Origin of the sequence: Streptomyces sp. CBMA152, assembly GCF_014596475.1 — a bacterium.
In the GTDB taxonomy this organism is placed as follows: Bacteria; Actinomycetota; Actinomycetes; order Streptomycetales; family Streptomycetaceae; genus Streptomyces.
Genome location: NZ_MECJ01000033.1, coordinates 297,997 through 324,269, shown reverse-complemented (window position 1 = coordinate 324,269; position 26,273 = coordinate 297,997). Strand labels below are relative to the sequence as shown.

Genomic DNA, 26,273 nt, shown 5'->3' with positions numbered 1-26,273 from the left:
ATCAGGTCAGCAGTCCTGTGCGGATCGGCTCGGCGGCCGAGTGGGGGTGGACGTGGTCGTGGCCCGGGAGCGCGTGCTGGCCGGTGGCCTTGGGCGGCGGGCCGTCGTGGGTGACGCAGCCGTCGCGCAGCACCACCGCGCGGTCGATCAGCGGCTCCAGGGGCCCGAGTTCATGCAGCACGAGCAGCACGGTCGCGCCGCCCGCGACCTGCTCGCGCAGGGTCGCGGCGAGGATCTCCTGGCTGGCCAGGTCGACGCCCGCCATCGGCTCGTCCATGATCAGCAGCTCGGGCTCGGAGGCGAGCGCGCGGGCGATCAGGACGCGCTGGCGCTGGCCGCCGGAGAGCGCGTTCACCGAGTCCTTGGCGCGGTCGGCGAGGCCCACGAGCTCGATGGCCCGGCGCACGGCCGCCCGGTCCGCCTTGGAGAGCAGGCCCAGTTTCGTACGGGACAGACGCCCCGAGGAGACGACCTCGCGGACTGTGGCGGGCACTCCGCTCGCGGCGGTGGTGCGCTGCGGTACGTAACCGACGCGCGCCCAGTCCTTGAAGCGCTTCAGCTCGGTGCCGAACAGCTCGATCGCGCCACCGGTGAGCGGCACCTGGCCGATGACCGAGCGCACGGCGGTGGACTTGCCGGAGCCGTTGGCGCCGAGGAGCGCGACGACCTCACCGCGCTGGACGGTGAGGTCGATGCCGCGCAGCACCGGGCGCGAGCCCAGCGTGGCCGTGGCCCCGCGCAGGGATATGACGGGTTCCATCGCTGCTGCCTCCGATGCGTCGGATGCGGATCGCCGAGTCGTGGTCGTCACTTGGCGCCGAGTGCCTTCTGGAGCGCGGCCAGGTTGGCCTCCTGCACCGCGAGGTAGTCGGCACCCTTGGACTTCTTGGTGATGCCCTCCAGCGGGTCCAGGACATCCGTCTTCAGGCCGGTGTCCTTGGCGAGGGTCTTGGCGGTCTTGTCGCTGGCCAGTGTCTCGAAGAAGACGGTGTTGACGTGGTCCTTCTTCGCCAGCGACTGGAGCTCCTTGATCCGGGCGGGGCTCGGCTCGGCCTCGGGGTCGATGCCCGCGATGCCCTCCTGGGTCAGCCCGTAGCGCTCGGCGAGGTAGCCGAAGGCGGAGTGGGTGGTGATGAAGGTCTTCGTCGCGGTGTTCTTCAGGCCCGCCGTGAACTTGTCGTTCAGCGCGCCGAGGTTCTTCACCACGGTGTCGGTGTTCTTCTTGTAGTCCGCCGCGTGATCCGGGTCGGCCTGCTCCAGGGTCTTGCCGACGCCCTTGGCGACCTCGGCGTACTTCACCGGGTCCAGCCAGATGTGCGGGTCGGCGCCGGCCTCGCTGTCGCCCTCGTGGGCGTGGCCCTCGTGGCCCGGGCCGGTCTCGGTGCCGTGGTCCTCCAGCTTGGTCAGGCTCGCCGCGTCGACGGTGTGCTTCACACCGGACTGGTCGATGGCCTTGTCCACGGCGGGCTGGATGCCCTTGAGGTAGACGATGACGTCCGCCTCGCCGAGCGAGGCCGTCTGCTTCGGGCTGAGCTCCAGGTCGTGCGGCTCCACGCCCGGCTTGGTGAGGTTCGAGACGGCGACGTGGGAGCCGCCTATCTGCTCGGCCAGGTACTGCATCGGGTAGAACGACGCCACCACGTCGAGCTTGCCGTCCTTGCTGCCCGCGGTGGACGAGCCCGAGCAGGCGGTCAGGCCGAGGACCACGGCGCTGGACAGGGCGGCGGCGGGTATGAGGCGTCGTACGTTCATGACACTCATTTTCAACAAAACTGGAAACGATTGTCAACAAGACCCCGTCAAGCCCTGGCCAAGCCCTCGTCAAGGCTGTCCGCGACCGCTTCGCGGGCCTTCGTCGACGCCGGTCCCGGATACCGATTTGATCCAGGGGTGCAGGCCGCCGCTACCCTGGGGCATTCGCCGTTCGTCGTCGTCGTAATGAAGAGAGCACCGTGGCCGCCGACAAGATCGACACCATCGTCAACCTGAGCAAGCGCCGTGGCTTCGTCTACCCGTGCAGCGAGATCTACGGTGGTCAGCGTGCCGCCTGGGACTACGGGCCGCTGGGTGTCGAGCTGAAGGAGAACCTCAAGCGCCAGTGGTGGCGCTACATGGTCACCTCGCGCGAGGACGTCGTCGGTATCGACTCGTCGGTGATCCTGGCCACCGAGGTCTGGGAGGCCTCCGGCCACGTCGCCACCTTCACGGACCCGCTCACCGAGTGCACCTCCTGCCACAAGCGGTTCCGCGCGGACCACCTGATCGAGGCGTACGAGGAGAAGCACGGCAAGGAGCCCGCGAACGGCCTCGCCGACCTCAGCTGCCCGCACTGCGGCAACAAGGGCACCTTCACCGAGCCGAAGAACTTCTCGGGTCTGCTCTCCACCCACCTCGGCCCGACCCAGGACAGCGGCTCGGTCGCCTACCTGCGTCCCGAGACCGCGCAGGGCATCTTCACCAACTTCGGCCAGGTCCAGCAGACCTCGCGCAAGAAGCCGCCGTTCGGTATCGCCCAGATGGGCAAGTCCTTCCGCAACGAGATCACGCCCGGCAACTTCATCTTCCGCACCCGCGAGTTCGAGCAGATGGAGATGGAGTTCTTCGTCAAGCCGGGCGAGGACGAGAAGTGGCAGGAGTACTGGATGCAGGAGCGCTGGAACTGGTACACGGGCCTTGGCCTGCGCGAGGAGAACATGCGCTGGTACGAGCACCCGAAGGAGAAGCTCTCCCACTACTCCAAGCGCACCGCCGACATCGAGTACCGCTTCCAGTTCGGCGGCAGCGAGTGGGGCGAGCTGGAGGGTGTCGCCAACCGCACCGACTACGACCTCTCGGCGCACGCCAAGGCGTCCGGCAGCGACCTGTCGTACTTCGACCAGGAGGCCGGTGAGCGCTGGACCCCGTACGTCATCGAGCCCGCCGCCGGTGTCGGCCGCTCCATGCTCGCCTTCCTCCTCGACGCCTACAGCGAGGACGAGGCGCCCAACGCCAAGGGCGTCATGGAGAAGCGCGCCGTGATGCGCCTCGACCCGCGTCTGGCGCCGGTCAAGGTCGCGGTCCTGCCGCTCTCGCGCAACCCGCAGCTCTCGCCGAAGGCGAAGGGGCTGGCGGCGGATCTGCGGCAGAACTGGAACATCGAGTTCGACGACGCGGGCGCGATCGGTCGCCGTTACCGTCGTCAGGACGAGATCGGTACGCCGTTCTGTGTCACCGTCGACTTCGACACGCTCGACGACAACGCGGTGACCGTCCGCGAGCGCGACACGATGTCCCAGGAGCGCGTCTCCCTGGACCAGATCCAGTCCTACCTGGGTAGCCGACTGCTGGGTTGCTGATTCGTCTGCGGGTACGTGGGGGCTGGTCGCGCAGTTCCCCGCGCCCCTAAAGGCCTGGCCCCGTACCGCCTGTTCGGCAGTACGGGGCCAGGCCCTTTGCTTACGGTCGCCGCGCCGCAAGCACCCCGCACGCCACCGCCAGTGGCAACTCCGCGCACAGCGCCAGCACCACGGACGTGGTGAACTCCGGGCCCGGGGCCGAAGTCATCACGTCGAACCAGGCGTCCACCAAAAGCAACGCCCCCGTCGCCGCGGCAGCTTGCCCCACCCGAGCGTCACCGCGCTTGAGCAGCGCGCCCGTTCCGGTCAGGCCCACGGCCAGGAGCGCGTCGAGGCCGATCCACGCCGCGGACCAGTTGGAGACCTCCGTGGTCTGCGGCAGCGTCTGCGCCAGGACGACCATCCACGGCAGCAGCGCGACCCCGGCGCCCGTCAACAGCGTGGCCAGACGCGGCCGGCGCAGGCCCGCGACACCGGCACCGGTACGGGACGTCGTACGGCGGGTGCGGATCTGCGGGGCGACGAGCGTCATGGCGACGGGGCTCCTTCCGGCCCGGAGGTCCGTCCACCGGGCATGATCACAAGCTTCGTCGTTCCGGCCGTCCAGGTCAGTAGCGCGGTCGTCCGGAACAGGGGTGGTGCCAGCTACACCCCCGGGCGGGCAGCAGCGTGATGGCGCGGCCCCGACCAGGGCATTTACGGTATGCACATGGCAACTCCCGGCCCGCTGCGGCGCGCATTCGACTGGGCCGCCGCACACGCCCCCTGGTCGGCGTGGGCCTGGCGCAACACCACCTTCGCCGTGGCAGGCGTTCCCCTCGCGCTGCCCGCCGCGGCCGCCTTCACGTACATGGTCGCGGCCCCCGGACACACCCCGAGCGCCCTGCTGTTCGTCCTCGTCGTCAATCCGCTGCTCACCACCCTCCAGCGCAGCCGCTTCTGGTCGCTGCTCGGCCTCGACGTGCCGCACATCGCCTGGCGCAGCCGCAAGCTGAGTTGGCGCGGGCTCGTCGAGCGGCTGCGGTCGGAGTCGACCTGGCGGCAGTACGGCTACCACCTCCTCGTCGCCCCGCTCGCGGCGACGGCCGGTGTGCTGGTGGTCTGCTCATGGGCGGCGGGCCTCGCGGGGGCGCTGGTCTTCTCCTGGGTGTGGGCGCTGCCGATGGACGACCGGATGCCGGGCTGGACCGACGAGTACGTCCTGCTCACCGTCGGCGGCCTCCTGCTGCTGCTCAGTACGCCCTGGTTCGCCGCCGCCACCGCCCGCCTCGACGCCCACGCGGCGGCCGCCCTGCTCGGCCCCAACCGGGCCAAGGAGCTGGAGCGGCGGGTCGAGACGCTGGCCGAGAGCCGCGCCGGAGTACTGGACGCCGCCGACGCCGAACGCCGCCGTATCGAGCGCGACCTGCACGACGGCGCCCAGCAGCGGCTCGTCTCGCTCGCCATGAACCTGGGCCTGGCCCGGGCCACCCTCACCGATCTGCCGCCCGACGCCCGGGCCGTCATCGACGAGGCGCACCGCGAGGCCAAGGAGGCCATCGAGGAGCTGAACAGCCTGGTGCGCGGACTGCACCCGGCCGTCCTCGACGACCGCGGCCTGGACGCCGCGCTCTCCGGCATCGCCGCCCGCGCCCCGCTGCCCGTCGAGCTCACCGTCGACATCGACCGGCGCCCCGCGCCCACTGTCGAGGCCGTCGCCTACTTCGTCGTCTCCGAGGCACTGGCGAACGTCGCCAAGCACGCCCGCGCGACGCGCTGTTCCGTCCATGTGCGCCGCCGCGCCGACCTGCTCACCCTGACCGTCTGCGACAACGGGGTCGGCGGCGCGGACGCCGCCGGCGGCACCGGACTGCGGGGCCTGGGCAAACGCGTAGGGTCGGTGGACGGAACGATCCGGATCAACAGCCCCCACGGGGGCCCGACTGTCATCACTGTGGAGTTGCCGTGCGGGCTGTGATCGCCGAGGACTCGATCCTGCTGCGGATAGGTCTTGTCAAGGTTCTGGAGATAGCCGGGTTCGAGGTCGCCGCCGAGGCGGACGACGCCGATGGGCTGCTCGCCGCCGTCGAGGAGCACCGGCCCAAGCTCGCGCTCGTCGACGTCCGGATGCCGCCGGGCTTCACCGACGAAGGCGTACGCGCCGCCCTGATGATCCGTCAGCAGTGGCCGGACACCTCCGTACTGCTGCTCTCCCAGTACGTGGAGGAGCGGTACGCGGCCGATCTGCTCACCGCGCAGACCGGCGGCATCGGCTATCTGCTCAAGCAACGGGTCGCCGACGTCGAGGAGTTCATCGACGCGCTCAAGCGGGTCGCGGGCGGCGGCACCGCGCTCGACCCGCAGGTCGTCGCCCAGCTGCTGCTGCGCCGGGGTGGCGGCGCGGATCCGCTGGAGCGCTTGACCCCGCGCGAACGCGAAGTCCTCGCCCTGATGGCCGAGGGCCGCTCCAACGCGGGCATCGCCGTGCAACTCGTCGTCAGCGAGAGCGCGGTGGCCAAGCACATCAACAGCATCTTCGCCAAGCTCGACCTGCCCGTCGCCGACGGCGACCACCGCCGCGTCCTCGCCGTGCTGCGGTTCCTGGACGGCGGGTCGTGAGTACGAGCACGGGCATACGTACGGAGAGCGGCCCCGGTTCCGGTCCGGGCGGGGATCGGCCCCAGCACCGGGGGCGGTGGATCCTGGTCGCCGTGCTCAGCGCGTTGTTCATCGTTACTCCGCTCGTCTTCGGGATGTACGGGGAGTTCTTCGGCCGCGAGGCCAGTCACAGCAGTGTCGAGACGAACGACCACCACCCGGTGCGGGCCGTCCAGATCGACTCGGGCAGCGCCGCGGTGACCATCGGGCCCGGTGCGGACGGTGAAGTCCGGGTCAAGGAGCGGCTTTCCTGGTCGCTGCGCAAGCCCAAGGTCACCAAGGTGTGGGACGGCGACACCCTCAGGCTGCGGCCCGAGTGCGGCGGTCTGCTCTCCGTCACGGGCCTGGACTGCTCGGTCCAGCTCGACCTGACCGTCCCGGCCGGGGTCGAGCTGAACGTGAAGAGCGGCTCGGGCACGGTCCGGGTCAGCGGCCTCACCGGCCCGGTCGATGTGCGGGCCGGGTCGGGCAGTGTGAAGTTGTACGGCGTACGCGGGCCGATCACCGGGTCCGTCGACTCCGGGTCGTTCAGCGGGTCCGCGATCGGGTCGGCCTCGGCGGAGATGCGGGTGCGGTCGGGGCAGGCGTCGTTGGAGTTCGTGACTCCGCCTCGGCGGGTCAGCGCGTCCTCCGGCTCGGGGAGTGTGGAGGTCTCCCTGCCTCCGGGGTCTCGGTATCGGGTGGCGGGGTCCGTGGGGTCGGGCGCGCGGGATGTCGACGACGCGTTGGTCGACCCGGCGTCTGATCGTTTGCTCACGATCTCTACCGGGTCGGGCGCGGCGACCGCCCGATACGCCAGCTGGAACTAGGCGTCCCCGGGGGCGCGCCCCTGGCTCGCCGGGGTTGCGGCGCGCAGGCCTCGTATCAAGAGGTCCACCACCGCCTCGAACTCTGCCTCGATTCCCGGGCGTTGCCACTGGGACGCGTACGCCGGGTCGTGGAAGCGGCCTGTGGCGTCGAAGAGGGCTCGGGCCACTGACTCGTCGGGGGTCGGCGTGGTGAACTGGGCGCGCTGGACGCCCGCGTGGACTATGCGGGCCAGCTGGGCGACCAGGTCCGCGATGTGGTCCTCGACCACCGTGCTGTTCTCCGCGAGCAGCACCTCGTACGTGGCGAACAGCTGGGGGTCGTCGCCCGCCTTGTGGCGCTTGGCCTCGAACAGCTTCGCCAGCCAGTCGCGCAGGGTGGACTCGGCGTCCTTGGGCTCGTCGTCCGCGATGACGCCGAGTTGCAGCGTCGTGCGGTCCAGCCAGCGCTTGGTGACGGCTTCCCGCAGCGCCGACTTCGTACGGAAGTGGCGGTAGACGCTGCCGTGGCTGACGCCGAGCTGGCGGGCGACGTCGACGACCGTGGCCTTCGCCGGGCCGTGGCGGCGCAGCACCTCCTCGGTCGCTTCGAGGATGCGCTCGGCGGTCAGTGGTTCCGTACTCATGACCTTGACGTTACCCGGCGCCGACGACACCGGTTCGGCCCTGTGGACAACTCAGTGCTCGCTGTCCAGATGTGCCATCTGGGCCGCCGGGTAGCGGTCGCCCGCGGCGGCGCCGGCCGGGACGGCGGCCTCGATCGCGGCCAGGTCGTCCTTGCCGAGCGTGACGTCGAGCGCGCCCAGCGCCTCGGCGAGGCGGTCCCGGCGGCGGGCGCCGACCAGGGGCACGATGTCCGCGCCGAACCGCTCGCCCTGCGTCATCACCCAGGCGATCGCGATCTGCGCGACCGAGACGCCCTGGTGCTCGGCGACCTTGCGCAGCGCCTCGACGAGGTCCAGGTTGCGGTCGAGGTTCTCGCCCTGGAAGCGCGGGCTCATGCCGCGGAAGTCGTTGGCCGCCAGCTTGCGGTCGCGGGTGAAGTGGCCGCTGATCAGGCCGCGCGAGAGCACCCCGTACGCCGTGATCCCGATGCCCAGCTCCTTGGCGGTCGGCAGGATCTCGTCCTCGATGCCGCGCGAGATGAGCGAGTACTCGATCTGGAGGTCGCTGATCGGGGCGACGGCGGCGGCCCGGCGCAGGGTGTCCGCGCCGACCTCGGACATCCCGATGTGCCGTACGTGACCGGCCTCGACCAGTTCGGCGATGGCGCCGACGGTCTCCTCGACCGGGACGTTCTCGTCGAGCCGGGCGATGCGGTAGACGTCGATGTGGTCGACGCCGAGGCGCTGGAGCGAGTACGCGGCGAAGCTCTTGACCGCTGCCGGGCGGCCGTCGTATCCGGCCCAGCCGCCGTCGGGGTCGCGCAGGGCGCCGAACTTCACGCTGGTGAGCGCCTGTTCGCGAGCGGCGGCGGGGGCGCTGCGCAGGGCCTCGCCGATCAGGAGCTCGTTGTGGCCCATGCCGTAGAAGTCGCCGGTGTCGAGCAGGGTGACGCCCGCGTCGAGGGCGGCGTGGATGGTGGCGATGGACTCGGCCCGGTCGGCCTCGCCGTACAGCGCGGACATGCCCATGCAGCCGAGGCCGAGGGCGGAGACCTGGGGACCGGTGGTGCCGAGGGTGCGGGTGCGCATGGTGGTCGCTCCTTGCAGGGTGGGGGTGGGAGGTGCGGTGTGCACCCCCGTACCCACCATGACATGACAGATGACAGATTTCAATATCTGTCATCTGTCATTTGTCACCCCGTGTTCAGGTGTCGACCGACCTTCGGGTGTTGTCCCCCCGTCTTCCCAGGTCATCCCACCTTCCGGGGCAGCCGCAGGCTCAGCAGTACGGTCACGACGACCGCCGCCAGCTGGACGAGAAGCGTCACCACGAGTGCGTCCCGGGTGCCCGAGGACGGGGCGAGGGAGAGGAAGAGGCTGCCCAGGGTCGCGACGCCGAGGGCGAGGGCCGACTGCTGGGTGGTGACCATGACGCCGCTGCCGACGCCCGCCCGGTCCGCCGGGACGTCCGAGAGCACGATCCGGAACAGCACCGGCAGCTGGAGGCCCTGGCCGAGTCCGGCCAGCGCGACCCCCGGGGCCAGCGCGCCGATGCCGAGGTCCGGCCAGCCGTAGTGGACGGTCGCCACCAGGACCGTGATACCGACGCCCTGGATGAGGCCGCCGACGGTGACCACCTTGCTGCCGTACCGGCCGATCAGGCGCGGCCCGGCCAGCGAGGCCACGAAGAACGCCACAGCCATCGGGACCAGGGCGAGACCGGCCGAGACCGGGCCCATCTGAAGGCCCTGCTGGAGGACGACCGCGATCACGAACATGAAGCCGCTGAAGCCGACCGAGAACGGGACGATGAGCGCCAGGCCCCGGTTCAGGGACGGCAGGCGCAGCAGGCTCGGCGGGACCAGCGGGGTGCCGCCGCGGCGGTCGATGCGCTGCTCGGTCCGGAAGAACGTGAACGCCGCGAACGGGAAGACCGCGAGCGATATCCAGGTCCACAGCGGCCACCCGGCCGCGCGGCCCTCGGTCAGCGGAAGCAGCAGGCTGATCAGCGAAAGGGCCAGCAGGAGCGTGCCCGGCACGTCGATCGAGGCGGCCCGCTCCGAGCGGGTCTCCGGCACGCTGCGGACGGCGAGCACCAGGCCGACGACGACCACGGGAACGTTGACCAGGAAGACCGAGCGCCAGCCGGAGCCCGCGATGTCGGCGGCCACGAGCACGCCGCCGAGGATCTGGCCCGCGACCATGGACAGGCCCGCGGTCGCGCCGTACAGGCTCATCGCGCGCGCCCGGCGCGGTCCGGCGGTGGTGGCCTGGATGGTGGCCAGGACCTGCGGGAGCATCAGCGCGGACGTGGCGCCCTGGGCGACCCGGGCCGCGACCAGCGTCCAGGCGGTCGGTGCCAGGCCGCAGGCGAGCGAGGTCAGGCCGAAGCCGGCCATGCCGATCAGGAAGAGCTTGCGGCGCCCGGCGGTGTCGCCGAGCCGGCCGCCGAGGACGAGCAGTACGGCGTACGCGACGCCGTAGCCCGCGACCACCAGCTCCAGGGTGGCCGCGCCCGCGGACAGGTCCTTGTCCATGGCGGGCAGGGCGACGTTGACGATGAAGAAGTCGATCAGGGGCAGGGCCGCGCCGAGCAGCACGGTGAAGAGCCCGAGCGCGCCGATCGACGCGCCCTCGTGATGGATGACCGGGACGGTGGCCGGGGTGGTGGTCGCGGTCCTCGGTCGGGTAGCGGATGTGGTCGAAACAGAACTCACGTCGTTGCTCACGCATCACACGATCGCGGTTTGCTCAGCCTGGTACCAGAGTCTGTTTATCCTGGTACCCGCACTACCTGGCAATGGGGTCGGCCGTGCGGCACCCTGGTGCGTATGACCACTGTGGCACCGCAGTCCGACGTTCGCAGGCACGAGTTGGCCGAATTCCTGCGCAGCCGCCGCGAGCGCATCACGCCCGAGCAGGTCGGCCTGCCGCACGGCCGCCGTCGGCGCACGCCCGGGCTGCGCCGCGAGGAGGTCGCGCATCTGTCCGCCGTCGGCGTCACCTGGTACACATGGCTGGAACAGGCCCGTGAGATCCAGGTGTCCGCGCAGGTCCTGGACGCGCTCGCGCGCGCGTTGCTGATGGACCCCAGCGAGCGCGCCCATCTGTTCGCCCTCGCCGGGACCGGCGACCCGAACCCCAACGCGCCCTGCCCCACGGTCACTCCGGCCATGCGCGCGATGCTGGACCAGTTGGAGCCGATGCCCGCCTGCATCCAGAACAGCCGGTACGACATCCTGGCGTACAACCGCACGTACGCGAAGCTGCTCTGCGACCTGGACGCGCTGCCGCCCGGCGACCGCAACTGCATGTGGCTGGCCTTCACCAACGACGACTGGCGGGCGGCGGTCGCCGATCGGCCGGAGGTCAACCGGATGATGGCCGCCAAGTTCCGCGCCTCCATGGCCGAGCACCTGGCCGAGCCCGCCTGGAAGACGCTGCTGATGCGCCTGGAGAACGGGTCGCCGGAGTTCCGCGAGATCTGGGCGCGGCACGAGGTGGTCGGCCAGGGCGGCCGGGACAAGTTCATCCGCAACGCGCTGGTCGGCCTGTTGCACCTGGAGCACACCAACCTGTGGCTGGGCCCGTCGTCCGGCCCGCGCCTGGTCACGTACGTACCGCTGGACGACGACACCCGCGTACGCCTTGAGCGTCTTCAGGAGCTGTCGGCCCGGGTGCCCGCGCACGCGTAACGGGTTTTCCGGTGGCCACGCGCGCGTAGCTGCCGCCAGAGCCGCCGACCGTCCTGCTGAGCGGTCTTGTGGAAGTCCGGTGCGGTTGACGCGTGCCCCGAAGGGGCGCGGGGAACTGCGCGACCAGCCACCGACGGCCCGCAGTCGAATACCCGTACCTCCAGCGGAGCGCTCACGCCGCCGAGCTCGCCAGCTCCAGCCGCTCGGCCGTCCGGCGCGCGGACTCGCGGGCCCGGCGGCCGCTGGTCGCGGCTCCCATCAGGAGTACGGCCAGACCGCAGCCCGTGATGATCCACCAGGCAGGACGGGCGGCGTCCGGGAAGGCGGCGGCGTAGGCGCCCGGCGCCGCCGTGCCCGCGAGGCCGCCCGCGAGTACCGCGCCGGTGATCGCGACGCCCAGCGTCTGCCCGGTCTGGCGGCTGGTGGAGGCGACGGCGGCCGCGACGCCCGCCTGGGCGCGGGGCATCCCGGAGACCGCGGTGTTGGTGATGGGGGAGTTGACCATGCCGAAGCCGAGGCCGAACAGGACGTATCCGGTGAAGAGCAGCCCCGTCGAGGACTGACCGTCGAACGCGGCGAACAGCAGCCCGCTCGCGGCCATGGTGACCCCGGCGATCAGCAGCGAAGGCCGTGGCCCCCGGGCGGCGACAAGGCGTCCGGACAGCGGGGCCACGACGAGCGTGACGGCCGCCATCGGCACCATGTAGAGCCCGGCGTGCAGGGCGTCCAGGCCCCGTACGTTCTGCAGATAGAGCGTGTTGACGAAGAGGAAGCCGCCGAGCGCGGCGAAGGCGGAGACCGCGATGACGGTGGCGCCGCTGAACGGTGTGCTGCGGAAGAACCGCAGGTCGATGAGGGGGTCGACGCGCCGGGGCTCGTAGCGCAGGAGCCCGGTGAGCGCACCGGCGGCGATCGCCGCGCAGAGCAGGATCTGCGCCGACGTCCAGCCCGCGCTGGGCGCCTCGATGATCGCGTACGTGAGCGAGCCGAGCAGCGCGATGACCAGGAGCTGACCGACGGGGTCGGGGCGGCGCGGCCGTTCCGCGCGGGACTCCGGTACGTAACGCCAGGTCAGCAGGAGTGCGGCGAGGCCGACCGGAAGGTTGATCCAGAAGATCGAGCGCCAGCCGACCGAGTCGACCAGCAGGCCGCCGATGATCGGGCCCGCGGCCATGGAGATCCCGACGACGCCGCTCCACACGCCGATGGCGCGGGCGCGTTCACGTGGGTCGGTGAAGGTGTTGGTGATGATCGACATCGCCACCGGGTTGAGCATCGAGCCGCCGACCGCCTGGATGGTGCGGAAGGCGACCAGGGAGGACAGGTTCGGGGCGAGCGAGCAGAGCAGCGAGCCGAGGGTGAAGATCACCAGGCCTGCCATGAAGACGCGGCGGCGTCCGATGCGGTCGGCGGTCGAGCCCGCGAGCATCAGCAGGGAGGCGAGGACGAGGGTGTACGCGTCGATCGTCCACTGCATCCCGGAGACGGAGGTGTGCAGTTCGCGCTGCATGGTGGGCAGCGCCACGTTCAGGATCGTGTTGTCGAGGCCGACGATGAGCAGACTCATGCAGCAGATCGCGAGCACGAGTATGCGGCGGCGGGGACTGAGATCGGGCATCCCTAGATAGTACGCCTAACTAACGACCTGGTCCATGTAGTACGGCTAACTAATTAACGCGGGGATGCGCGACAATGGCGTAATGACCACGCTCAACATCGGCCCGCATGCCGTGCAGCCTCCCGTGGTGCTGGCACCCATGGCCGGCATCACCAATGCCCCGTTCCGTACCCTCTGCCGTGAGTTCAGCGGCGGCAAGGGGCTGTTCGTGAGCGAGATGATCACGACGCGGGCGCTGGTCGAGCGCAACGAGAAGACCATGCAGCTGATCCACTTCGACGAGACGGAGACGCCTCGCTCGATCCAGCTGTACGGCGTCGACCCGGTCACCGTCGGCAAGGCGGTCCGCATGATCGTCGACGAGGACCTGGCCGACCACATCGACCTGAACTTCGGCTGCCCGGTGCCCAAGGTGACCCGCAAGGGCGGCGGCTCGGCGCTCCCGTACAAGCGGCCGCTGCTGCGTGCGATCCTCAACGAGGCCGTCTCCAACGCGGGGGACCTGCCGATCACGATGAAGATGCGCAAGGGCATCGACGACGACCACATCACCTATCTGGACGCCGGACGGATCGCCGTCGAGGAGGGCGTCACCGCGATAGCGCTGCACGGCCGCACCGCCGCCCAGCACTACGGCGGCACCGCGGACTGGGACGCCATCGCGCGCCTGAAGGAGCACGTCCCGGAGATCCCGGTGCTCGGCAACGGCGACATCTGGTCCGCCGAGGACGCGCTGCGGATGATGAAGGAGACCGGCTGCGACGGCGTCGTCGTCGGACGCGGCTGCCTCGGCCGCCCGTGGCTCTTCGGCGACCTGGTGGCCGCCTTCGAGGGTACGGACTCCTACGCGCGCCCCACCCTGCGCACGGTCGCGGACGTGATGGTGCGGCACGCGACGCTGCTCGGCGAGTGGATCGGCGACGAGTCGCGCGGGGTCATCGACTTCCGCAAGCACGTGGCCTGGTACCTCAAGGGCTTCGCGGTCGGCTCGGAGATGCGCAAGAGCCTCGCGATCACCTCGTCGCTGGACGAGCTGAGCGCTCAGTTGAGCGAGCTCGATCTGGACCAGTCGTGGCCGGTCGGCGCCGACGGCCCGCGCGGGCGCACCTCGGGCAACAACCGGGTCGTCCTGCCGGACGGCTGGCTCAAGGACCCGTACGACTGCTCGGGCGTGAGCGCGGACGCCGAGCTGGACACCTCCGGCGGCTGAACCCGTACGAAACGGTCAACAGCGGGACGAAAGCGCGGCGAAACCTTCGTGGCCCGTCGTCTCGCGATGGCGTGATCCACGGTCCGGATCGTGGAATTCCGGCCCGCTCGGCGGCGTGATTCTCGCCACCCCTGATAGGGGTTGCGCTCAGATGAGCACTTTCGAGGCGGTTGCATCTCTAGAAGGGGTGGCACTGAGTGCCACCCCTTCTGTGTTCAAGAAGTGAACTCAGATGCATGAAGTGCTGCTCAGGTGAGCGGAATAGTGGCTCTTTCGGCACTCTCGCCTTCAGGGAGTGAAGCAATGGTGATCACCCGGGTTACCTCCCAGTTACTTTCGATCTGCTGGCGGACGAGTGGTTAAAGCCGTATGACGCGCAAGTGGACGTACCCAGACACCTTCGATCTGGGTATGTTCCTCGCCGTCAGGGCAGCCAACGAGTCGTCGAGGAGTCGAGACCCGTGTCGGAAGACAAAGACCTCCAGCACAGCCAGAAGTTCGTCTACGACTTCACCGAGGGGAACAGGGACCTCAAGGACCTGCTCGGCGGGAAGGGCGCGAACCTCGCCGAGATGACCAACCTCGGCCTGCCGGTGCCTCCCGGCTTCACGATCACCACCGAGGCGTGCAAGGTCTACCTCGACAGCGGCGAGGAGCCGGCCGCGCTGCGCGACGAGGTGAGTGCCCACCTCGACGCCCTTGAGGCGAAGATGGGCAAGAAGCTCGGCCAGGCCGACGACCCGCTGCTGGTCTCGGTGCGCTCGGGCGCCAAGTTCTCGATGCCCGGCATGATGGACACCGTCCTCAACATCGGCCTCTCCGACGCCTCGGTGACGGGCCTGGCCAAGCAGTCCGGCGACGAGCGCTTCGCCTGGGACTCCTACCGCCGCCTCATCCAGATGTTCGGCAAGACCGTGCTGGGCGTGGACGGCGAGCTCTTCGAGGACGCCCTCGACGAGGCCAAGGCCGCCAAGAAGGTCACCGTCGACACCGACCTCGACGCCGCCGACCTGAAGAAGCTGGTCAAGCACTTCAAGAAGGTCGTCAAGGCCGAGGCCGGGCGGGACTTCCCGCAGGACGCGCGCGAGCAGATGGACCTCGCCGTCAAGGCGGTCTTCGAGTCGTGGAACGGCGACCGCGCCAAGCTCTACCGCCGCCAGGAGCGCATCCCCGGCGACCTCGGCACCGCCGTCAACATCTGCTCGATGGTCTTCGGCAACCTCGGCCCCGACTCGGGCACCGGCGTCGCCTTCACCCGTGACCCGGCCTCCGGCCACCAGGGCGTCTACGGCGACTACCTGCAGAACGCCCAGGGCGAGGACGTGGTCGCGGGCATCCGCAACACCGTGCCGCTGGCCGAGCTGGAGGGCATCGACAAGAAGTCGTACGACCAGCTCATGCAGATCATGGAGACGCTGGAGACCCACTACAAGGATCTCTGCGACATCGAGTTCACCATCGAGCGCGGCCAGCTCTGGATGCTCCAGACCCGGGTCGGCAAGCGCACCGCCGGTGCCGCCTTCCGGATCGCCACGCAGTTGGTGGACCAGGGCCTGATCGACGAGGCCGAGGCGCTCCAGCGCGTCAACGGCGCCCAGCTCGCCCAGCTGATGTTCCCGCGCTTCGACGAGGGCGCCAAGGCCGAGCTGATCGGCCGGGGCATCGCGGCCTCGCCCGGTGCCGCCGTCGGCAAGGCGGTCTTCGACTCGTACACCGCCGTCAAGTGGTCGCGCTCGGGCGAGAAGGTCATCCTGATCCGCCGCGAGACCAACCCCGACGACCTGGACGGCATGATCGCCTCCGAGGGCATCCTGACCTCGCGCGGCGGCAAGACCTCGCACGCGGCGGTCGTGGCGCGCGGCATGGGCAAGACCTGTGTCTGCGGCGCCGAGGAGCTGGAGGTCGACACCAAGCGCCGCCGTATGACGACGCAGTCCGGCGCCGTCATCGAAGAGGGCGACCTGGTCTCCGTCGACGGCTCCACCGGCAAGGTCTACCTCGGCGAGGTCCCGGTCGTGCCGTCGCCGGTCGTCGAGTACTTCGAGGGGCGGATGCACGCGGGCGCCGACGACGCCGACGAGCTGGTCGCCGCCGTGCACCGGATCATGGCGTACGCGGACCGAGTACGCCGCCTGCGCGTACGGGCCAACGCCGACAACGCCGAAGACGCCCTGCGCGCACGGCGGTTCGGCGCCCAGGGCATCGGCCTGTGCCGCACCGAGCACATGTTCCTCGGCGAGCGGCGCGAGATGGTCGAGCGGCTGATCCTGGCCGACACCGACGAGGAGCGCGAGGTGGCACTCAGTGCCCTGCTGCCGCTCCAGAAGAAGGACTTCGTCGAGCTCTTCGAGGCGATGGACGGGCTGCCGGTCACCGTGCGGCTCCTGGACCCGCCGCTGCACGAGTTCCTGCCCGACATCACCGAGCTCTCGGTCCGCGTCGCGCTCGCCGAGTCCCGCAAGGACGCCAACGAGAACGACCTGCGCCTGCTCCAGGCCGTCCACAAGCTGCACGAGCAGAACCCGATGCTGGGTCTTCGGGGCGTCCGCCTCGGCCTGGTCATCCCCGGTCTGTTCGCCATGCAGGTACGGGCGATCGCGGAGGCCGCGGCCGAGCGCCGCAACGCCAAGGGCGACCCGCGTGCGGAGATCATGATTCCGCTGGTCGGCACGGTCCAGGAGCTGGAGATCGTCCGTGACGAGGCCGACCAGGTCATCGCCGAGGTCGAGGCCGCCACCGGCACCGACCTCAAGCTCACCATCGGCACGATGATCGAGCTGCCGCGCGCCGCCCTGACGGCGGGTCAGATCGCCGAGGCCGCCCAGTTCTTCAGCTTCGGCACCAACGACCTGACGCAGACGGTCTGGGGCTTCTCCCGGGACGACGTGGAGGCGAGCTTCTTCACCGCGTACCTGGAGAAGGGCATCTTCGGGGTCTCGCCGTTCGAGACCATCGACAAGGACGGTGTCGGCTCGCTGGTGCGGTCCGCCGTCGAGGCCGGCCGGGCCACCCGCCCCGACCTGAAGCTGGGCGTCTGCGGCGAGCACGGCGGCGACCCGGAGTCGGTGCACTTCTTCCACGAGGTGGGCCTGGACTACGTCTCCTGCTCCCCGTTCCGCATCCCCGTGGCGCGCCTTGAGGCGGGCCGCGCGGCCGCCGAGTCGCGGGGCAGCGACTCGCGATAGAGCCCCGGAGCCGCCGTCGGGTCCCCGACCCTCAACACCGATCCGACGGCGGCTTCGGAACACATGGAAGGGGCGGCACCCTGTGCGGGGGTGCCGCCCCTTCCGCCTGTTCACGCGCGATTCGTGGCGATGGCCGGATGTTCCCCGAGTGTGCGGCCGCTTAATTCCTGTTGAAGCACGGACATTTCATGAGCCCGTTGCCGTAAAAGCAGAGTGCGGTTCACGGATCCCCATCCGCGAACCGCACTCTGTCATCCCCGCCGGGCACGGAGCCGCCACCATGCCGACCGCCGCCAGACGAAGCAAAGCCCCCCACGGTCCTCACAACGTCTTTCCGGTTGGCCCGGTGTCGTGCCCGACGACGTACAGCTTTTCGGTACGCACGGGCTGCTCGCGATGCCTTTCAAGTGTGGCTGAAAGGCCGGTGGTCACGGCCTGTGACGGTAGGCATACTCAGGGGCGGGACGATTGCGGATGCAACACAATGCAACACGTTGCAACATTCGAGACAGGTGGAGATTCGGTGCTGCGTATTCATTTCACTGGCGTGGACCTGGCCCGGGTGCGCATGGCGCCCGGTCCGGACGCGCTGTGGGAAACGATTCTCAGCTTTCATCGATTAAGAGACCGTCGGGGTGCCCTAGTCTTCGGTGAATGGCGAACGGAAACGCGTACCCGGTTGAACGGTGAAACGCGTCTGCTCTCCGCAGTGGTGCCGGGCCGCGGCTATTTTCCCGACTTTCTCACGCCCGCCGAAGGGCCGCACACCCTGGAGTCAGCACTGGAGGTCGTGCGCGAGACCGGGCAGGACCGACTGCAGGACGAGCTCACCCGGGTCGCAGGGCCCCGGGGGCTGCCGGGCTGGCTGCGGGCGCTCGCCGACGGCGGCGCGGATCCGATGGACCGTCTCCTCGGCGCGCTGCGCGGCTACCACCGGGCCGCCATCTCGCCGTACTGGCCGCACATCCAGGCCCGCGTCGACGCCGACCGGGGGGCCAGGGGCCGTGCGCTCCTCGACGGCGGGGCGGACGAACTGCTCGCCTCGCTCCCGCCGATGATGCGCTGGCGCGCCCCGGTCCTGGAGGCGGACTACCCGGTCGACCGGGACCTTTACCTGGAGGGCCGCGGACTGCTGCTCCAGCCGTCCTTCTTCTGCCGCCGTACGCCGGTGGCGCTGCAGGACCCGCTGCTGCCGCCCGTCCTGGTCTACCCGGTCACGCACACCCACACGCCGTACGAGCGGACGACGTCGGGCACCGCCCCGTCGCTCGGTCGGCTGGTGGGGCACACCAGGTCGGCGGTGCTCCAGTCGATCGGCCACGGCGCGACCACCAGCGAACTGGCCCGCCGGGCCGGGGTGTCGCTCGCCTCCGCCAGCCAGCACGCCGGCGTTCTGCGGGAGGCGGGCCTGCTGGTGACGCTGCGGCACGGCAGTGCGGTGCTGCACACGCTGACCCCGCTGGGGACGGCGCTGCTGCGGGGCGGTCAGCCGGTGATGGCGGAACGTTCCGCCCCGGCGACGATGTAGTGCCCTCGTCCGGGGGTGGCCGGAAACGGCCGCTCCCGGCAGGGCAGTTGGCGACGGCGTCCTCAGAGCCGGAACCGCAGCCGGCAGATCACCGCGTCCGTGTCGCGCCGCACCGCGTGCGCGAGGACGGCGCCGCGCTGGTTCTGGAGCAGTCGCTGCCAGATGTGGGCGGGCTCGACCTCCGGTATCAGGACGGTGACCCGGGTGTTCGGGTGGTAGCGGTGGACGCGGTCGACGTACGCGGCGACCGGGCGGCCCACCGTGCGGTGCGGCGAGTGCAGTTCGACCAGCTCCACGCCCGGGTTCCACGCCTGCCAGTCGCGGCGCAGCGCCTCGGTCTCCCGGCGGTCCTCCTCGTCGGGGTGGGTGACGGTGACGGCCCGTACCTCGTCGCCCAGGGACACGGCCGCGTTCAGCGCCTCGCCGGTCAGCCGGGACAGATGCGATACGGGCACGATGACCAGCGAGCGGTCGCGGTGCGGCGGTTCGGGGACGCGGCCGAGCCCGAGGCGGTCGCTGATCCTCCCGTACGCCCGGTGCACCGCCTCGAAGGCGAGCACCAGCAGCGGCAGGGCGATGACGACCATCCAGGCGCCCTCGGTGAACTTCGTCGCGGTGACGACGACCGCAGAGACGCCGGTGAGCAGCGCGCCGAAGCCGTTGAGCAGCGCCTTCGCACGCCAGCGCGGCGAGCGTTCGCGCCGCCAGTGCAGCACCATGCCGGTCTGGCAGATCGTGAATCCGACGAAGACACCGATCGAGAAGAGCGGTACGAGGGTGTTGGTGTCGCCGCCCGAGAAGATCAGCAGCGCGCCCGAGACGGTGGCGAGCGCGAGGACGCCGTGGCGGTGGACCTGGCGGTCGGCCTTCAGACCGAAGACGTGCGGAAGGTAGTTGTCACGGGCGAGCAGCGACATGAGGACGGGGAGACCACCGAAGGAGGTGTTCGCGGCGAGCGCGAGCAGGACGACGGTGGCGAACTGCACGACGTAGAAAGCCCAGTTGTGGCCGAGGGAGGCGTCCGCGAGCTGGGCGAGGACGGTGACGCCTTCGACCGGCTGGAGGTGGAAACGGCCGATGAGTACGGACAGGCCGATGAGCATCACACCGAGGAGCGCGCCCAGGGCGACCTCGGTGCGCTGGGCGCGCTTGGCGGCCGGGGCGCGGAACGACGGCACGGCGTTGGCGACGGCCTCCACGCCGGTCAGCGCCGAGCAGCCGGACGCGAACGCCTTGAGCAGCAGCAGCGCGCCGACGCTGGTGGCGTTCCCGGCGAGCACGGACGCGTGGCCGTCGGCGGTCGCGGTGGAGACGGGCGCGTCACGGAAGAGCCCCACGACGACGATCGCCAGGATCGCGCCGATGAAGACGGCCGTCGGCACGATGAACGCCTTGGCGGACTCGACGATGCCGCGCAGGTTCACGGCGGTGACGAGAACGAGGACGCCGAGGCAGATGACGACTCGTTGGTCATAGAGACCGGGGAACGCCGACGTCAGCGCGGCGACGCCGGCGGTGACGGAGACGGCGACGTTCAGTACGTAGTCGAGGATCAGCGAGGCCGCAGCGACCAGGCCGGTGCGCGGTCCGAGGTGGGCGCGGGCCACCGCGTACGAGCCGCCGCCGTTCGGGAACGCGGCGATGACCTGCCGGTACGAGGCGACGAGTACGGCGAGGAGGGTGGCGATGGCCACGGTCACCGGGAGCGTGAACCCGAGCCCGTACGACCCGGCGGCCGCCAGCACGAGCACGATGGCCTCGGGCCCGTACGCGACGGAGGCCATGGCATCGAGCGAGAGCGCGGCGAGGCCCTGGGTGGCGGTGAGGCGGTGGGGGTCGGGCTTGACGCCGGGGAGGCCGGGTGCGGCGGTGGTGGCGCCGGATGCCCCGGGGGTCCCGGCTGCCCCGGGCGGTTCCTCGGCCGCGGGGTCGGCGGCCCGGATCGACGACTTGATCAGCATGCTGTTCAGCGTGCGGTCGCCTCGGCGGGATGCGGCGTCTCTTGTCGGGGCCTTGGCGGGAGGGGCGGCCATCCATACGAACCTTTGACGCCCCCACCCCGCCCGTTCCCTTAACCCTCCGGGGGTGGGTGGGGGTGGAGGTGGTCTCCCGGGGGCTACGCCCCCGGACCCCTGGGCGGGGCCTGCGGCCCCTGCACCCCGCTCGGGGCTGCGCCCCGGGCCCCGTTTGTCTGCGGATCGTGCTGGGTTGCTCGCGCAGTTCCCCGCGCCCCTAGGTATTTAGGGGCGCGGGGAACTGCGCGCTCAGCTCCCACCGGCTCGCAGCCGACGAACCCGGCCGCTCGCCCAGAGCTTTCGGGAAGGGGCGGGGTGGGGGAAATCGCACGCCCCTACAACCCGTACCGCACCCCCGTAAGCCCCTCGGAAGCCACCCACAACCGTTCGCCCGTCACGTCGTTCAGGGTCCACTTCGCTCGCGAAGACCTCGTGGGGGCGCCGCGCCAGCCCTGGATGCGGGGGCCGGTGAAGGAGTCGGGGCGGACCGAGGGGGCCGTGGCCGCGTACAGGGTGGGGAGCGCGCCCGACTCCGCCGGCTGGGCCACGATTCTGTTGCCCAGCTGAGCGACGCGTTCCGCCAGGCGGCGGCCCTCCATCCGCGCGCCCGCAGTCTGGAGGTTCGTCGCCGCATAGCCGGGGTGCGCGGCGGCGGCCACCACATCCGAACCCGCCGAACGCAGCTGCCGGGACAGTTCGTGGATGAAGAGCAGGTTCGCCGACTTCGAGCGGGCGTAGGCGATCCAACGGCGGTAGCCGCGCTCGCTGTTGAGGTCCGTCAGGTCCACGTTCGACAGCGCGTGCAGGCCGCTGGAGACCGAGACCACCCGAGCGGACGGCGCCGCGCGCAGCTTCGGCAGGAGCAGGCCTGTGAGGGCGAAGTGGCCCAGGTGGTTGACGCCGAACTGCCGCTCGAAGCCGTCCGCCGTCTTGCCGTACGGCAGCGCCATCACACCCGCGTTGTTGATCAGCAGGTCCAGACGTTCATGCGGATACGTTTCGGCGAACGCCCGTACCGAGGACAGGTCCGCCAGGTCCAGCGGCCTGAACTCGACGTCGGCGCCGTACACCTGACGGTGGATCAGCGCCACGGCCTCCTTGCCGCGCTCCTCGCTACGGCACGCGAGGACCACATGCGCGCCCTTGCGGGCCAGCTCGCGTGCCGTGACGAGTCCGATGCCACTGTTGGCCCCGGTGACGACGGCCGTGCGGCCGCTCTGGTCCGGGATGTCCCTCGCGCTCCAGCCCTGAGTCATGCGGCCACCGTACCGTCCGGTAGGTCTGGAGCGCAGGGGGCCCTCGGACCCGGTGGGTCAGGCGGACGCGCCGCCGTCGATCACCAGGTCCGTGCCCACCGCCGCCGCCGCGTCGTCCGAGGCCAGATAGAGAACGGCCGCCGCGATCTCGGCGGTCGCCGCGACCCGGCCCAGCGGCGAGTCCCCCTTCATGCGCACCGCGCGCTCGGCCTCCGTCTCTCCGGCGCGCAGCGACATGGTGGTGGCGGAGGCGCCGGGGCTGACCGCGTTGATACGGACGCCGTCCTGGATGTGGTCGAGGGCGGCGGCCCTGGTCAGCGCGGAGACGGCGGCCTTGGTGGTGAGGTAGCCCGCCGCGCCCGGGACGCGCTTGTGGGCGCCGAAGTTGGAGGCGATGTTGACGATGGCGCCGCCGTTCTCCTGGGTGCGCATCTGGGCGATCTCGGCCTGGAGGGCGAGGAAGACGCCGGTGAGGTTGATGTCCAGCATGGCCTGCCAGTCGGCGGCGGCCAGCTCGCCCACGGGCCCGCGGCCACGCAGCACCCCGGCGTTGTTGACCGCCACGTCGAGGGAGCCGAACCGGGCGACGGTGGCGGCCACCAGGCCGCGCATCTCGTCCTCGACGGACACGTCCGCCGTGAACGCGGCCGCCGTCCCGCCCGCCTGCTCTATCTGGGCCACGGTCTCGTCGAGCGAGGCCGCCGTCCGTCCGGCGACGGCCACCCGGGCCCCCTCGGCGGCGAACGCCAGCGCCACGGCCCGGCCGATGCCGGAGCCCGCGCCGGTGACGAGGACGGTCTTGTCGGTGAAGCGAAGGCCAGTAGACATTTTTTCTTGACCAATCGTTCTGTTATGAGGGTAAGGAGAGGAAGAAATGGGCGACGACACTCGGTCGCCGTGTGGGTCAGTTCAACAGTGTCAGCGCGGCCTCCGCCGCGTCCCGCACCCTGGCCGGGTCGTCGCTCGCCTTGCCGACGACCCGCATGCCCTGCATGAGTACGAGGAACATGCGGGCCAGTGCGCGCGGATCGCGGTCCCCGGGCAGTTCGCCCTGCGCCTGGGCGCGGACGAGTGCCGAGTGCAGCAGGGTCTCGACGCGCTCCCAGTCCTGCACCACCCGGCGGGCCGCGGCCGTGTCGTGCGGTGCGATCTCGGTCGCGGTGTTCGTGGCGAAACAGCCGTTCAGACGGGTACGGGCGGCCGTGGACTCGGCCGCGAACCGGCGCACCACACCCCGTACGGCGTCCAGTGCGGGGCCAGGACCGGACAGCTCGTGGACCAGGATCTCGCCCATGGTCTCGCCGTAGCGGTCGAGCGCCTTCAGATACAGCTCGTGCTTGTTGCCGAAGGTCGCGTAGATGCTGGCGCGGCCGATACCGAGGTGGTCGACGAGGTCCGCCATCGACGTCGCCTCGTAGCCGCGCCGCCAGAACAACTCTAGAGCCGACTGGAGCGCGGCGTCCGGATCGAATTCCTTGGTCCTGGCCACACAGTGACCGTACGACTATCGAGAACGATCGGTCAAGTAAGCCCGGATCGCCACCTCGTCATCGTCCAGGCACGCACCCGTCTCCAGGTCGAAGCGCTGCTTCAGGAGGGGGGACGCCACGTACGGGCGGCCTTCCGGAGTCAGGCCGAGCAGGCCGCGCGAGAGGACGTACGCGCCGGTGAACGGGTCGCGGTTGTCGACCGCGTACGTGCGGCCCGCCCGGTCGGTGAAGACCGCGGCCTGCTGCCCGTCCGGCAGCAGTACGGCGACACCCCGGCCGGGGATCAGACGCGTACGCTCGCACACCTCGAACCAGCCGTCGTCCAGCAGAACTCGGACGCTGTGGTCCTCAACGAGTGTTTCGCTCTCGGTCATTTCGGTCATCGCGCCGCCACCTCCAGGGTCAGTACGGGCAGTTCGGGCTTGATCTGGCCGCGCTCCGGCACGAACCGGACCGTGGGGTCGGGGGTGCCGGGCGCGTTGACGAAGGAGACGAAGCGGGCCAGGCGCTCGGGGTCCTCGATCGTCTCGGCCCACTCGTCGCGGTAGTCGTCGACATGGGTGGCCATCAGCGCCTCCAGCTCGTCGCAGATGCCGAGGGAGTCGTGCACCACCACGTCCTCGACGTGCTTCAGGCCGCCCTCGATCCGCTCCAGCCACACCGAGGTGCGCTCCAGGCGGTCGGCGGTGCGGATGTAGAACATCAGGAACCGGTCGATGAGGCGGACCAGTTCGGCGTCCGAGAGGTCCTGGGCCAGCAGGTCCGCGTGGCGCGGGGTCGCACCGCCGTTGCCGCCCACGTACAGGTTCCAGCCGTTGGCGGTGGCGATCACGCCGAAGTCCTTCGACTGGGCCTCCGCGCACTCGCGCGCGCAGCCCGAGACCGCCGACTTCAGCTTGTGCGGGGAGCGCAGACCCCGGTAGCGCAGCTCCAGCTGGATCGCCATCTTCACCGAGTCCTGCACGCCGTAGCGGCACCAGGTCCGGCCGACGCAGGACTTCACCGTACGCAGGGACTTGCCGTACGCGTGGCCGGACTCGAAGCCCGCCGCCACCAACTTCGCCCAGATCTGCGGAAGTTGGTCGACGCGGGCGCCGAACAGGTCGATGCGCTGGCCGCCGGTGATCTTCGTGTAGAGGCCGTGGTCGCGGGCGACCTCGCCGATGACGATCAGCTTCTCGGGGGTGATCTCGCCGCCCGGGATGCGCGGCACGATGGAGTACGAGCCGTTGCGCTGGATGTTGGCGAGGAAGTGGTCGTTGGTGTCCTGGAGCGCGGCCTGCCCGCCGTCGAGGATGTGGCCGTTGCCCAGGCTCGCCAGGATCGAGGCGACCGCCGGCTTGCAGATCTCGCACCCGTCGCCGCCCCGGGCCGACTCGCGTCCGTGGTCGTCGAGCAGTGCCTCGTACGACGTGACGCGCAGCGCGAGCGCGATCTCGTACAGCTCCTGGCGGGTCTTGGCGAAGCAGTCGCACAGACCGCCGTCGCCGGTCTTCGGCAGCAGTTTCTCCAGGGTCTTCACGCAACTGCCGCAGCCCGTACCGGCCCTGGTGCACTTCTTGACCTCGGGCAGCGAGGAGAGCGGGGTGACCGCGCCCTTGGTGACGTTGTGGCAGGAGCAGATCACCGCGTCGTCGGGCAGCGCCTCCGGCCCGAGTGCGACGGGTGCGCCGAGGCCGGCGGGCAGGACCAGCTGCTCGGCCGGTATCGGCGGGATGTGGCCGGTGAGCGGGCGCAGCGTGCCGTACATCTCGGCGTCGCCCACCAGGACGCCGCCGAGCAGGGTGCCGTCGGGGGAGACGACCAGCTTCTTGTAGATGCCCGAGCGGGCGTCGGTGTAGACGACGTCGAGGCTGCCGTCGGTGGCGCCGTGCGCGTCGCCGAACGAGGCCACGTCCACGCCGAGCAGCTTCAGCTTGGTCGACATGTCGGCGCCGGTGAAGGACTTCTCCAGGCCGCCCGCGATCGCCTCGGCGGCCGTCACCGCCATCTCGTATCCGGGCGCGACCAGGCCGTACACCTTGCCGTCGCTGGTCAGCGCGCACTCGCCGATCGCGAAGACGGCCGGGTCCTCGGTGCGGCAGTGCTCGTCGACGACGATGCCGCCGCGCTCGCCGACCGGCAGCCCGCACGCGCGGGCCAGCTGGTCGCGCGGGCGCACCCCGGCCGAGAAGACGACCAGGTCGGTGGCGAGGCGCGAGCCGTCGGAGAGCAGCATGCCGTCGACGGCGCCCTCCCCGGTGACCTCCTGGGTGCCGACGCCCGTGTGGACGGAGAGGCCCATGTTCTCGATGGTGCGCAACAGCGCCGCGCCGCCGCCGTCGTCCACCTGCGCGGGCATCAGCCGGGGCGCGAACTCCACGATGTGCGTGGTCAGTCCGAGCCCCTTCAGCGCGCCCGCCGCCTCCAGACCGAGCAGCCCGCCGCCCACCACCGCACCGGTCGTCGCCGTCCTCGCGTACGCCTCGATGGCCAGCAGGTCCTCGATCGTGCGGTAGACGAAACAGCCGGTCAGATCCTTGCCGGGGACCGGCGGCACAAAGGGGTACGAGCCGGTGGCGAGCACCAGGACGTCGTACGCGAAGGAGCGCCCCGCGCGCGTGGTGACGGTCCGCGCCGCCCGGTCGACGCGCTCCGCCGGGTCGCCGAGCAGCAGCTCGATGCCGTGGCGCTCGATGAACCCCTCTTCCACCATGGACAGTTCATCGGGTGTGGTGCCCGAGAAGTACGAGGTGAGGTGGACCCGGTCGTACGCCGCGCGGGGCTCCTCGCCGAGCACCACCACGCGCGCGTCGGCGGTGACGCCGTTGTCGGCGAGAGCTTCGAGGAAGCGCTGGCCGACCATGCCGTGGCCGACGACGAGGATCGTGCGGCCGGGTTCCGTGGTCATGGG

21 protein-coding genes are annotated in these 26,273 nt (G+C 70.6%); 8 read left to right on the top strand and 13 right to left on the bottom strand.

What is annotated here, in order from left to right; translation table 11 throughout:
- Position 1 precedes the first annotated feature (1 nt).
- A complete protein-coding gene (locus BG418_RS34515; protein ID WP_188278001.1) occupies positions 2–760 on the bottom strand; it encodes a metal ABC transporter ATP-binding protein in 759 nt (252 codons plus the stop codon).
- 47 nt (positions 761–807) lie between these two features.
- Positions 808–1,752: a metal ABC transporter substrate-binding protein gene (locus BG418_RS34510; RefSeq protein WP_188278000.1), complete on the bottom strand. Its 945-nt coding sequence runs from the start codon at positions 1,750–1,752 to the stop codon at positions 808–810.
- A gap of 200 nt (positions 1,753–1,952) precedes the next feature.
- Between BG418_RS34510 and BG418_RS34505 the strand changes: the two genes are divergently transcribed.
- Positions 1,953–3,335: a glycine--tRNA ligase gene (locus tag BG418_RS34505; protein WP_188277999.1), complete on the top strand. Its 1,383-nt coding sequence runs from the start codon at positions 1,953–1,955 to the stop codon at positions 3,333–3,335.
- Positions 3,336–3,435: 100 nt separating this feature from the next.
- On the opposite strand, the gene BG418_RS34500 is transcribed toward BG418_RS34505, so the two are convergent.
- Positions 3,436–3,867: a hypothetical protein gene (locus tag BG418_RS34500; RefSeq protein WP_188277998.1), complete on the bottom strand. Its 432-nt coding sequence runs from the start codon at positions 3,865–3,867 to the stop codon at positions 3,436–3,438.
- A 177-nt stretch (positions 3,868–4,044) separates the two neighbouring features.
- Between BG418_RS34500 and BG418_RS34495 the strand changes: the two genes are divergently transcribed.
- From BG418_RS34495 to BG418_RS34485, 3 genes are read left to right on the top strand one after another with little or no spacing between them, the layout of a single operon-like run.
- Positions 4,045–5,292, top strand: a complete 1,248-nt coding sequence (locus tag BG418_RS34495; protein WP_188277997.1) for a histidine kinase — start codon at positions 4,045–4,047, stop codon at positions 5,290–5,292.
- Positions 5,280–5,933: a response regulator gene (locus tag BG418_RS34490; protein WP_188277996.1), complete on the top strand. Its 654-nt coding sequence runs from the start codon at positions 5,280–5,282 to the stop codon at positions 5,931–5,933. Before BG418_RS34495 ends, BG418_RS34490 begins: the two co-directional genes overlap by 13 nt.
- Positions 5,930–6,781: a hypothetical protein gene (locus BG418_RS34485; protein ID WP_188277995.1), complete on the top strand. Its 852-nt coding sequence runs from the start codon at positions 5,930–5,932 to the stop codon at positions 6,779–6,781. Before BG418_RS34490 ends, BG418_RS34485 begins: the two co-directional genes overlap by 4 nt.
- Here the strand turns inward: BG418_RS34485 and BG418_RS34480 are convergent.
- The 3 genes from BG418_RS34480 to BG418_RS34470 form a co-directional block, all read right to left on the bottom strand.
- The gene (locus BG418_RS34480; RefSeq protein WP_188277994.1) at positions 6,778–7,404 is read right to left on the bottom strand and encodes a TetR family transcriptional regulator; all 627 of its coding nucleotides are present in this window, start codon (positions 7,402–7,404) and stop codon (positions 6,778–6,780) included. The genes BG418_RS34485 and BG418_RS34480 overlap by 4 nt on opposite strands.
- Positions 7,405–7,455: 51 nt before the next feature.
- Complete coding sequence (locus BG418_RS34475) at positions 7,456–8,472, bottom strand: aldo/keto reductase (protein WP_188277993.1); 1,017 nt, start codon at positions 8,470–8,472, stop codon at positions 7,456–7,458.
- 161 nt (positions 8,473–8,633) lie between these two features.
- A complete protein-coding gene (locus tag BG418_RS34470; RefSeq protein ID WP_317453875.1) occupies positions 8,634–10,028 on the bottom strand; it encodes an MFS transporter in 1,395 nt (464 codons plus the stop codon).
- Between the two features lie 186 nt (positions 10,029–10,214).
- On the opposite strand from BG418_RS34470, the gene BG418_RS34465 reads away from it, so the two are divergent.
- The gene (locus tag BG418_RS34465; protein WP_188277992.1) at positions 10,215–11,078 is read left to right on the top strand and encodes a helix-turn-helix transcriptional regulator; all 864 of its coding nucleotides are present in this window, start codon (positions 10,215–10,217) and stop codon (positions 11,076–11,078) included.
- 172 nt (positions 11,079–11,250) lie between these two features.
- Here the strand turns inward: BG418_RS34465 and BG418_RS34460 are convergent, their stop codons facing one another.
- Complete coding sequence (locus tag BG418_RS34460) at positions 11,251–12,696, bottom strand: MFS transporter (RefSeq protein WP_188277991.1); 1,446 nt, start codon at positions 12,694–12,696, stop codon at positions 11,251–11,253.
- 82 nt (positions 12,697–12,778) lie between these two features.
- On the opposite strand from BG418_RS34460, the gene dusB reads away from it, so the two are divergent.
- From dusB to BG418_RS34445, 3 genes are all read left to right on the top strand, one after another.
- Positions 12,779–13,906, top strand: a complete 1,128-nt coding sequence (gene dusB / locus BG418_RS34455; RefSeq protein WP_223185822.1) for a tRNA dihydrouridine synthase DusB — start codon at positions 12,779–12,781, stop codon at positions 13,904–13,906.
- 461 nt (positions 13,907–14,367) lie between these two features.
- Positions 14,368–17,091 carry a pyruvate, phosphate dikinase gene (ppdK, locus tag BG418_RS34450; protein ID WP_188277989.1) on the top strand — a complete coding sequence of 908 codons (2,724 nt, stop codon included), beginning with the start codon at positions 14,368–14,370 and terminating at the stop codon, positions 17,089–17,091.
- A gap of 523 nt (positions 17,092–17,614) precedes the next feature.
- Positions 17,615–18,619, top strand: a complete 1,005-nt coding sequence (locus BG418_RS34445; protein ID WP_188277988.1) for a helix-turn-helix transcriptional regulator — start codon at positions 17,615–17,617, stop codon at positions 18,617–18,619.
- Between the two features lie 62 nt (positions 18,620–18,681).
- On the opposite strand, the gene BG418_RS34440 is transcribed toward BG418_RS34445, so the two are convergent.
- The 6 genes from BG418_RS34440 to nirB form a co-directional block, all read right to left on the bottom strand.
- Complete coding sequence (locus BG418_RS34440) at positions 18,682–20,580, bottom strand: APC family permease (protein ID WP_188277987.1); 1,899 nt, start codon at positions 20,578–20,580, stop codon at positions 18,682–18,684.
- 389 nt (positions 20,581–20,969) lie between these two features.
- The gene (locus tag BG418_RS34435) at positions 20,970–21,890 is read right to left on the bottom strand and encodes an oxidoreductase (protein ID WP_188277986.1); all 921 of its coding nucleotides are present in this window, start codon (positions 21,888–21,890) and stop codon (positions 20,970–20,972) included.
- Between the two features lie 57 nt (positions 21,891–21,947).
- Complete coding sequence (locus BG418_RS34430; RefSeq protein ID WP_188277985.1) at positions 21,948–22,718, bottom strand: SDR family NAD(P)-dependent oxidoreductase; 771 nt, start codon at positions 22,716–22,718, stop codon at positions 21,948–21,950.
- Positions 22,719–22,794: 76 nt separating this feature from the next.
- Positions 22,795–23,379, bottom strand: coding sequence for a TetR/AcrR family transcriptional regulator (locus BG418_RS34425; RefSeq protein ID WP_188277984.1), 585 nt, complete (start codon positions 23,377–23,379; stop codon positions 22,795–22,797).
- 15 nt (positions 23,380–23,394) lie between these two features.
- Positions 23,395–23,754: a nitrite reductase small subunit NirD gene (gene nirD, locus BG418_RS34420; protein WP_399001670.1), complete on the bottom strand. Its 360-nt coding sequence runs from the start codon at positions 23,752–23,754 to the stop codon at positions 23,395–23,397.
- Positions 23,755–23,759: 5 nt separating this feature from the next.
- The gene (gene nirB / locus BG418_RS34415) at positions 23,760–26,270 is read right to left on the bottom strand and encodes a nitrite reductase large subunit NirB (protein WP_188277982.1); all 2,511 of its coding nucleotides are present in this window, start codon (positions 26,268–26,270) and stop codon (positions 23,760–23,762) included.
- Positions 26,271–26,273: the final 3 nt, after the last annotated feature.

Bases quoted from the DNA above. Each gene is read 5' to 3' on its own strand.
- BG418_RS34515 (WP_188278001.1), bottom strand. From the start codon at position 760: ATGGAACCCGTCATATCCCTGCGCGGGGCCACGGCCACGCTGGGCTCG.
- BG418_RS34510 (WP_188278000.1), bottom strand. From the start codon at position 1,752: ATGAACGTACGACGCCTCATACCCGCCGCCGCCCTGTCCAGCGCCGTG.
- BG418_RS34500 (WP_188277998.1), bottom strand. From the start codon at position 3,867: ATGACGCTCGTCGCCCCGCAGATCCGCACCCGCCGTACGACGTCCCGT.
- BG418_RS34495 (WP_188277997.1), top strand. From the start codon at position 4,045: ATGGCAACTCCCGGCCCGCTGCGGCGCGCATTCGACTGGGCCGCCGCA.
- BG418_RS34480 (WP_188277994.1), bottom strand. From the start codon at position 7,404: ATGAGTACGGAACCACTGACCGCCGAGCGCATCCTCGAAGCGACCGAG.
- BG418_RS34475 (WP_188277993.1), bottom strand. From the start codon at position 8,472: ATGCGCACCCGCACCCTCGGCACCACCGGTCCCCAGGTCTCCGCCCTC.
- BG418_RS34465 (WP_188277992.1), top strand. From the start codon at position 10,215: ATGACCACTGTGGCACCGCAGTCCGACGTTCGCAGGCACGAGTTGGCC.
- BG418_RS34460 (WP_188277991.1), bottom strand. From the start codon at position 12,696: ATGCCCGATCTCAGTCCCCGCCGCCGCATACTCGTGCTCGCGATCTGC.
- dusB (WP_223185822.1), top strand. From the start codon at position 12,779: ATGACCACGCTCAACATCGGCCCGCATGCCGTGCAGCCTCCCGTGGTG.
- BG418_RS34440 (WP_188277987.1), bottom strand. From the start codon at position 20,580: ATGCTGATCAAGTCGTCGATCCGGGCCGCCGACCCCGCGGCCGAGGAA.
- BG418_RS34435 (WP_188277986.1), bottom strand. From the start codon at position 21,890: ATGACTCAGGGCTGGAGCGCGAGGGACATCCCGGACCAGAGCGGCCGC.
- BG418_RS34430 (WP_188277985.1), bottom strand. From the start codon at position 22,718: ATGTCTACTGGCCTTCGCTTCACCGACAAGACCGTCCTCGTCACCGGC.
- nirD (WP_399001670.1), bottom strand. From the start codon at position 23,754: ATGACCGAGAGCGAAACACTCGTTGAGGACCACAGCGTCCGAGTTCTG.
- nirB (WP_188277982.1), bottom strand. From the start codon at position 26,270: ATGACCACGGAACCCGGCCGCACGATCCTCGTCGTCGGCCACGGCATG.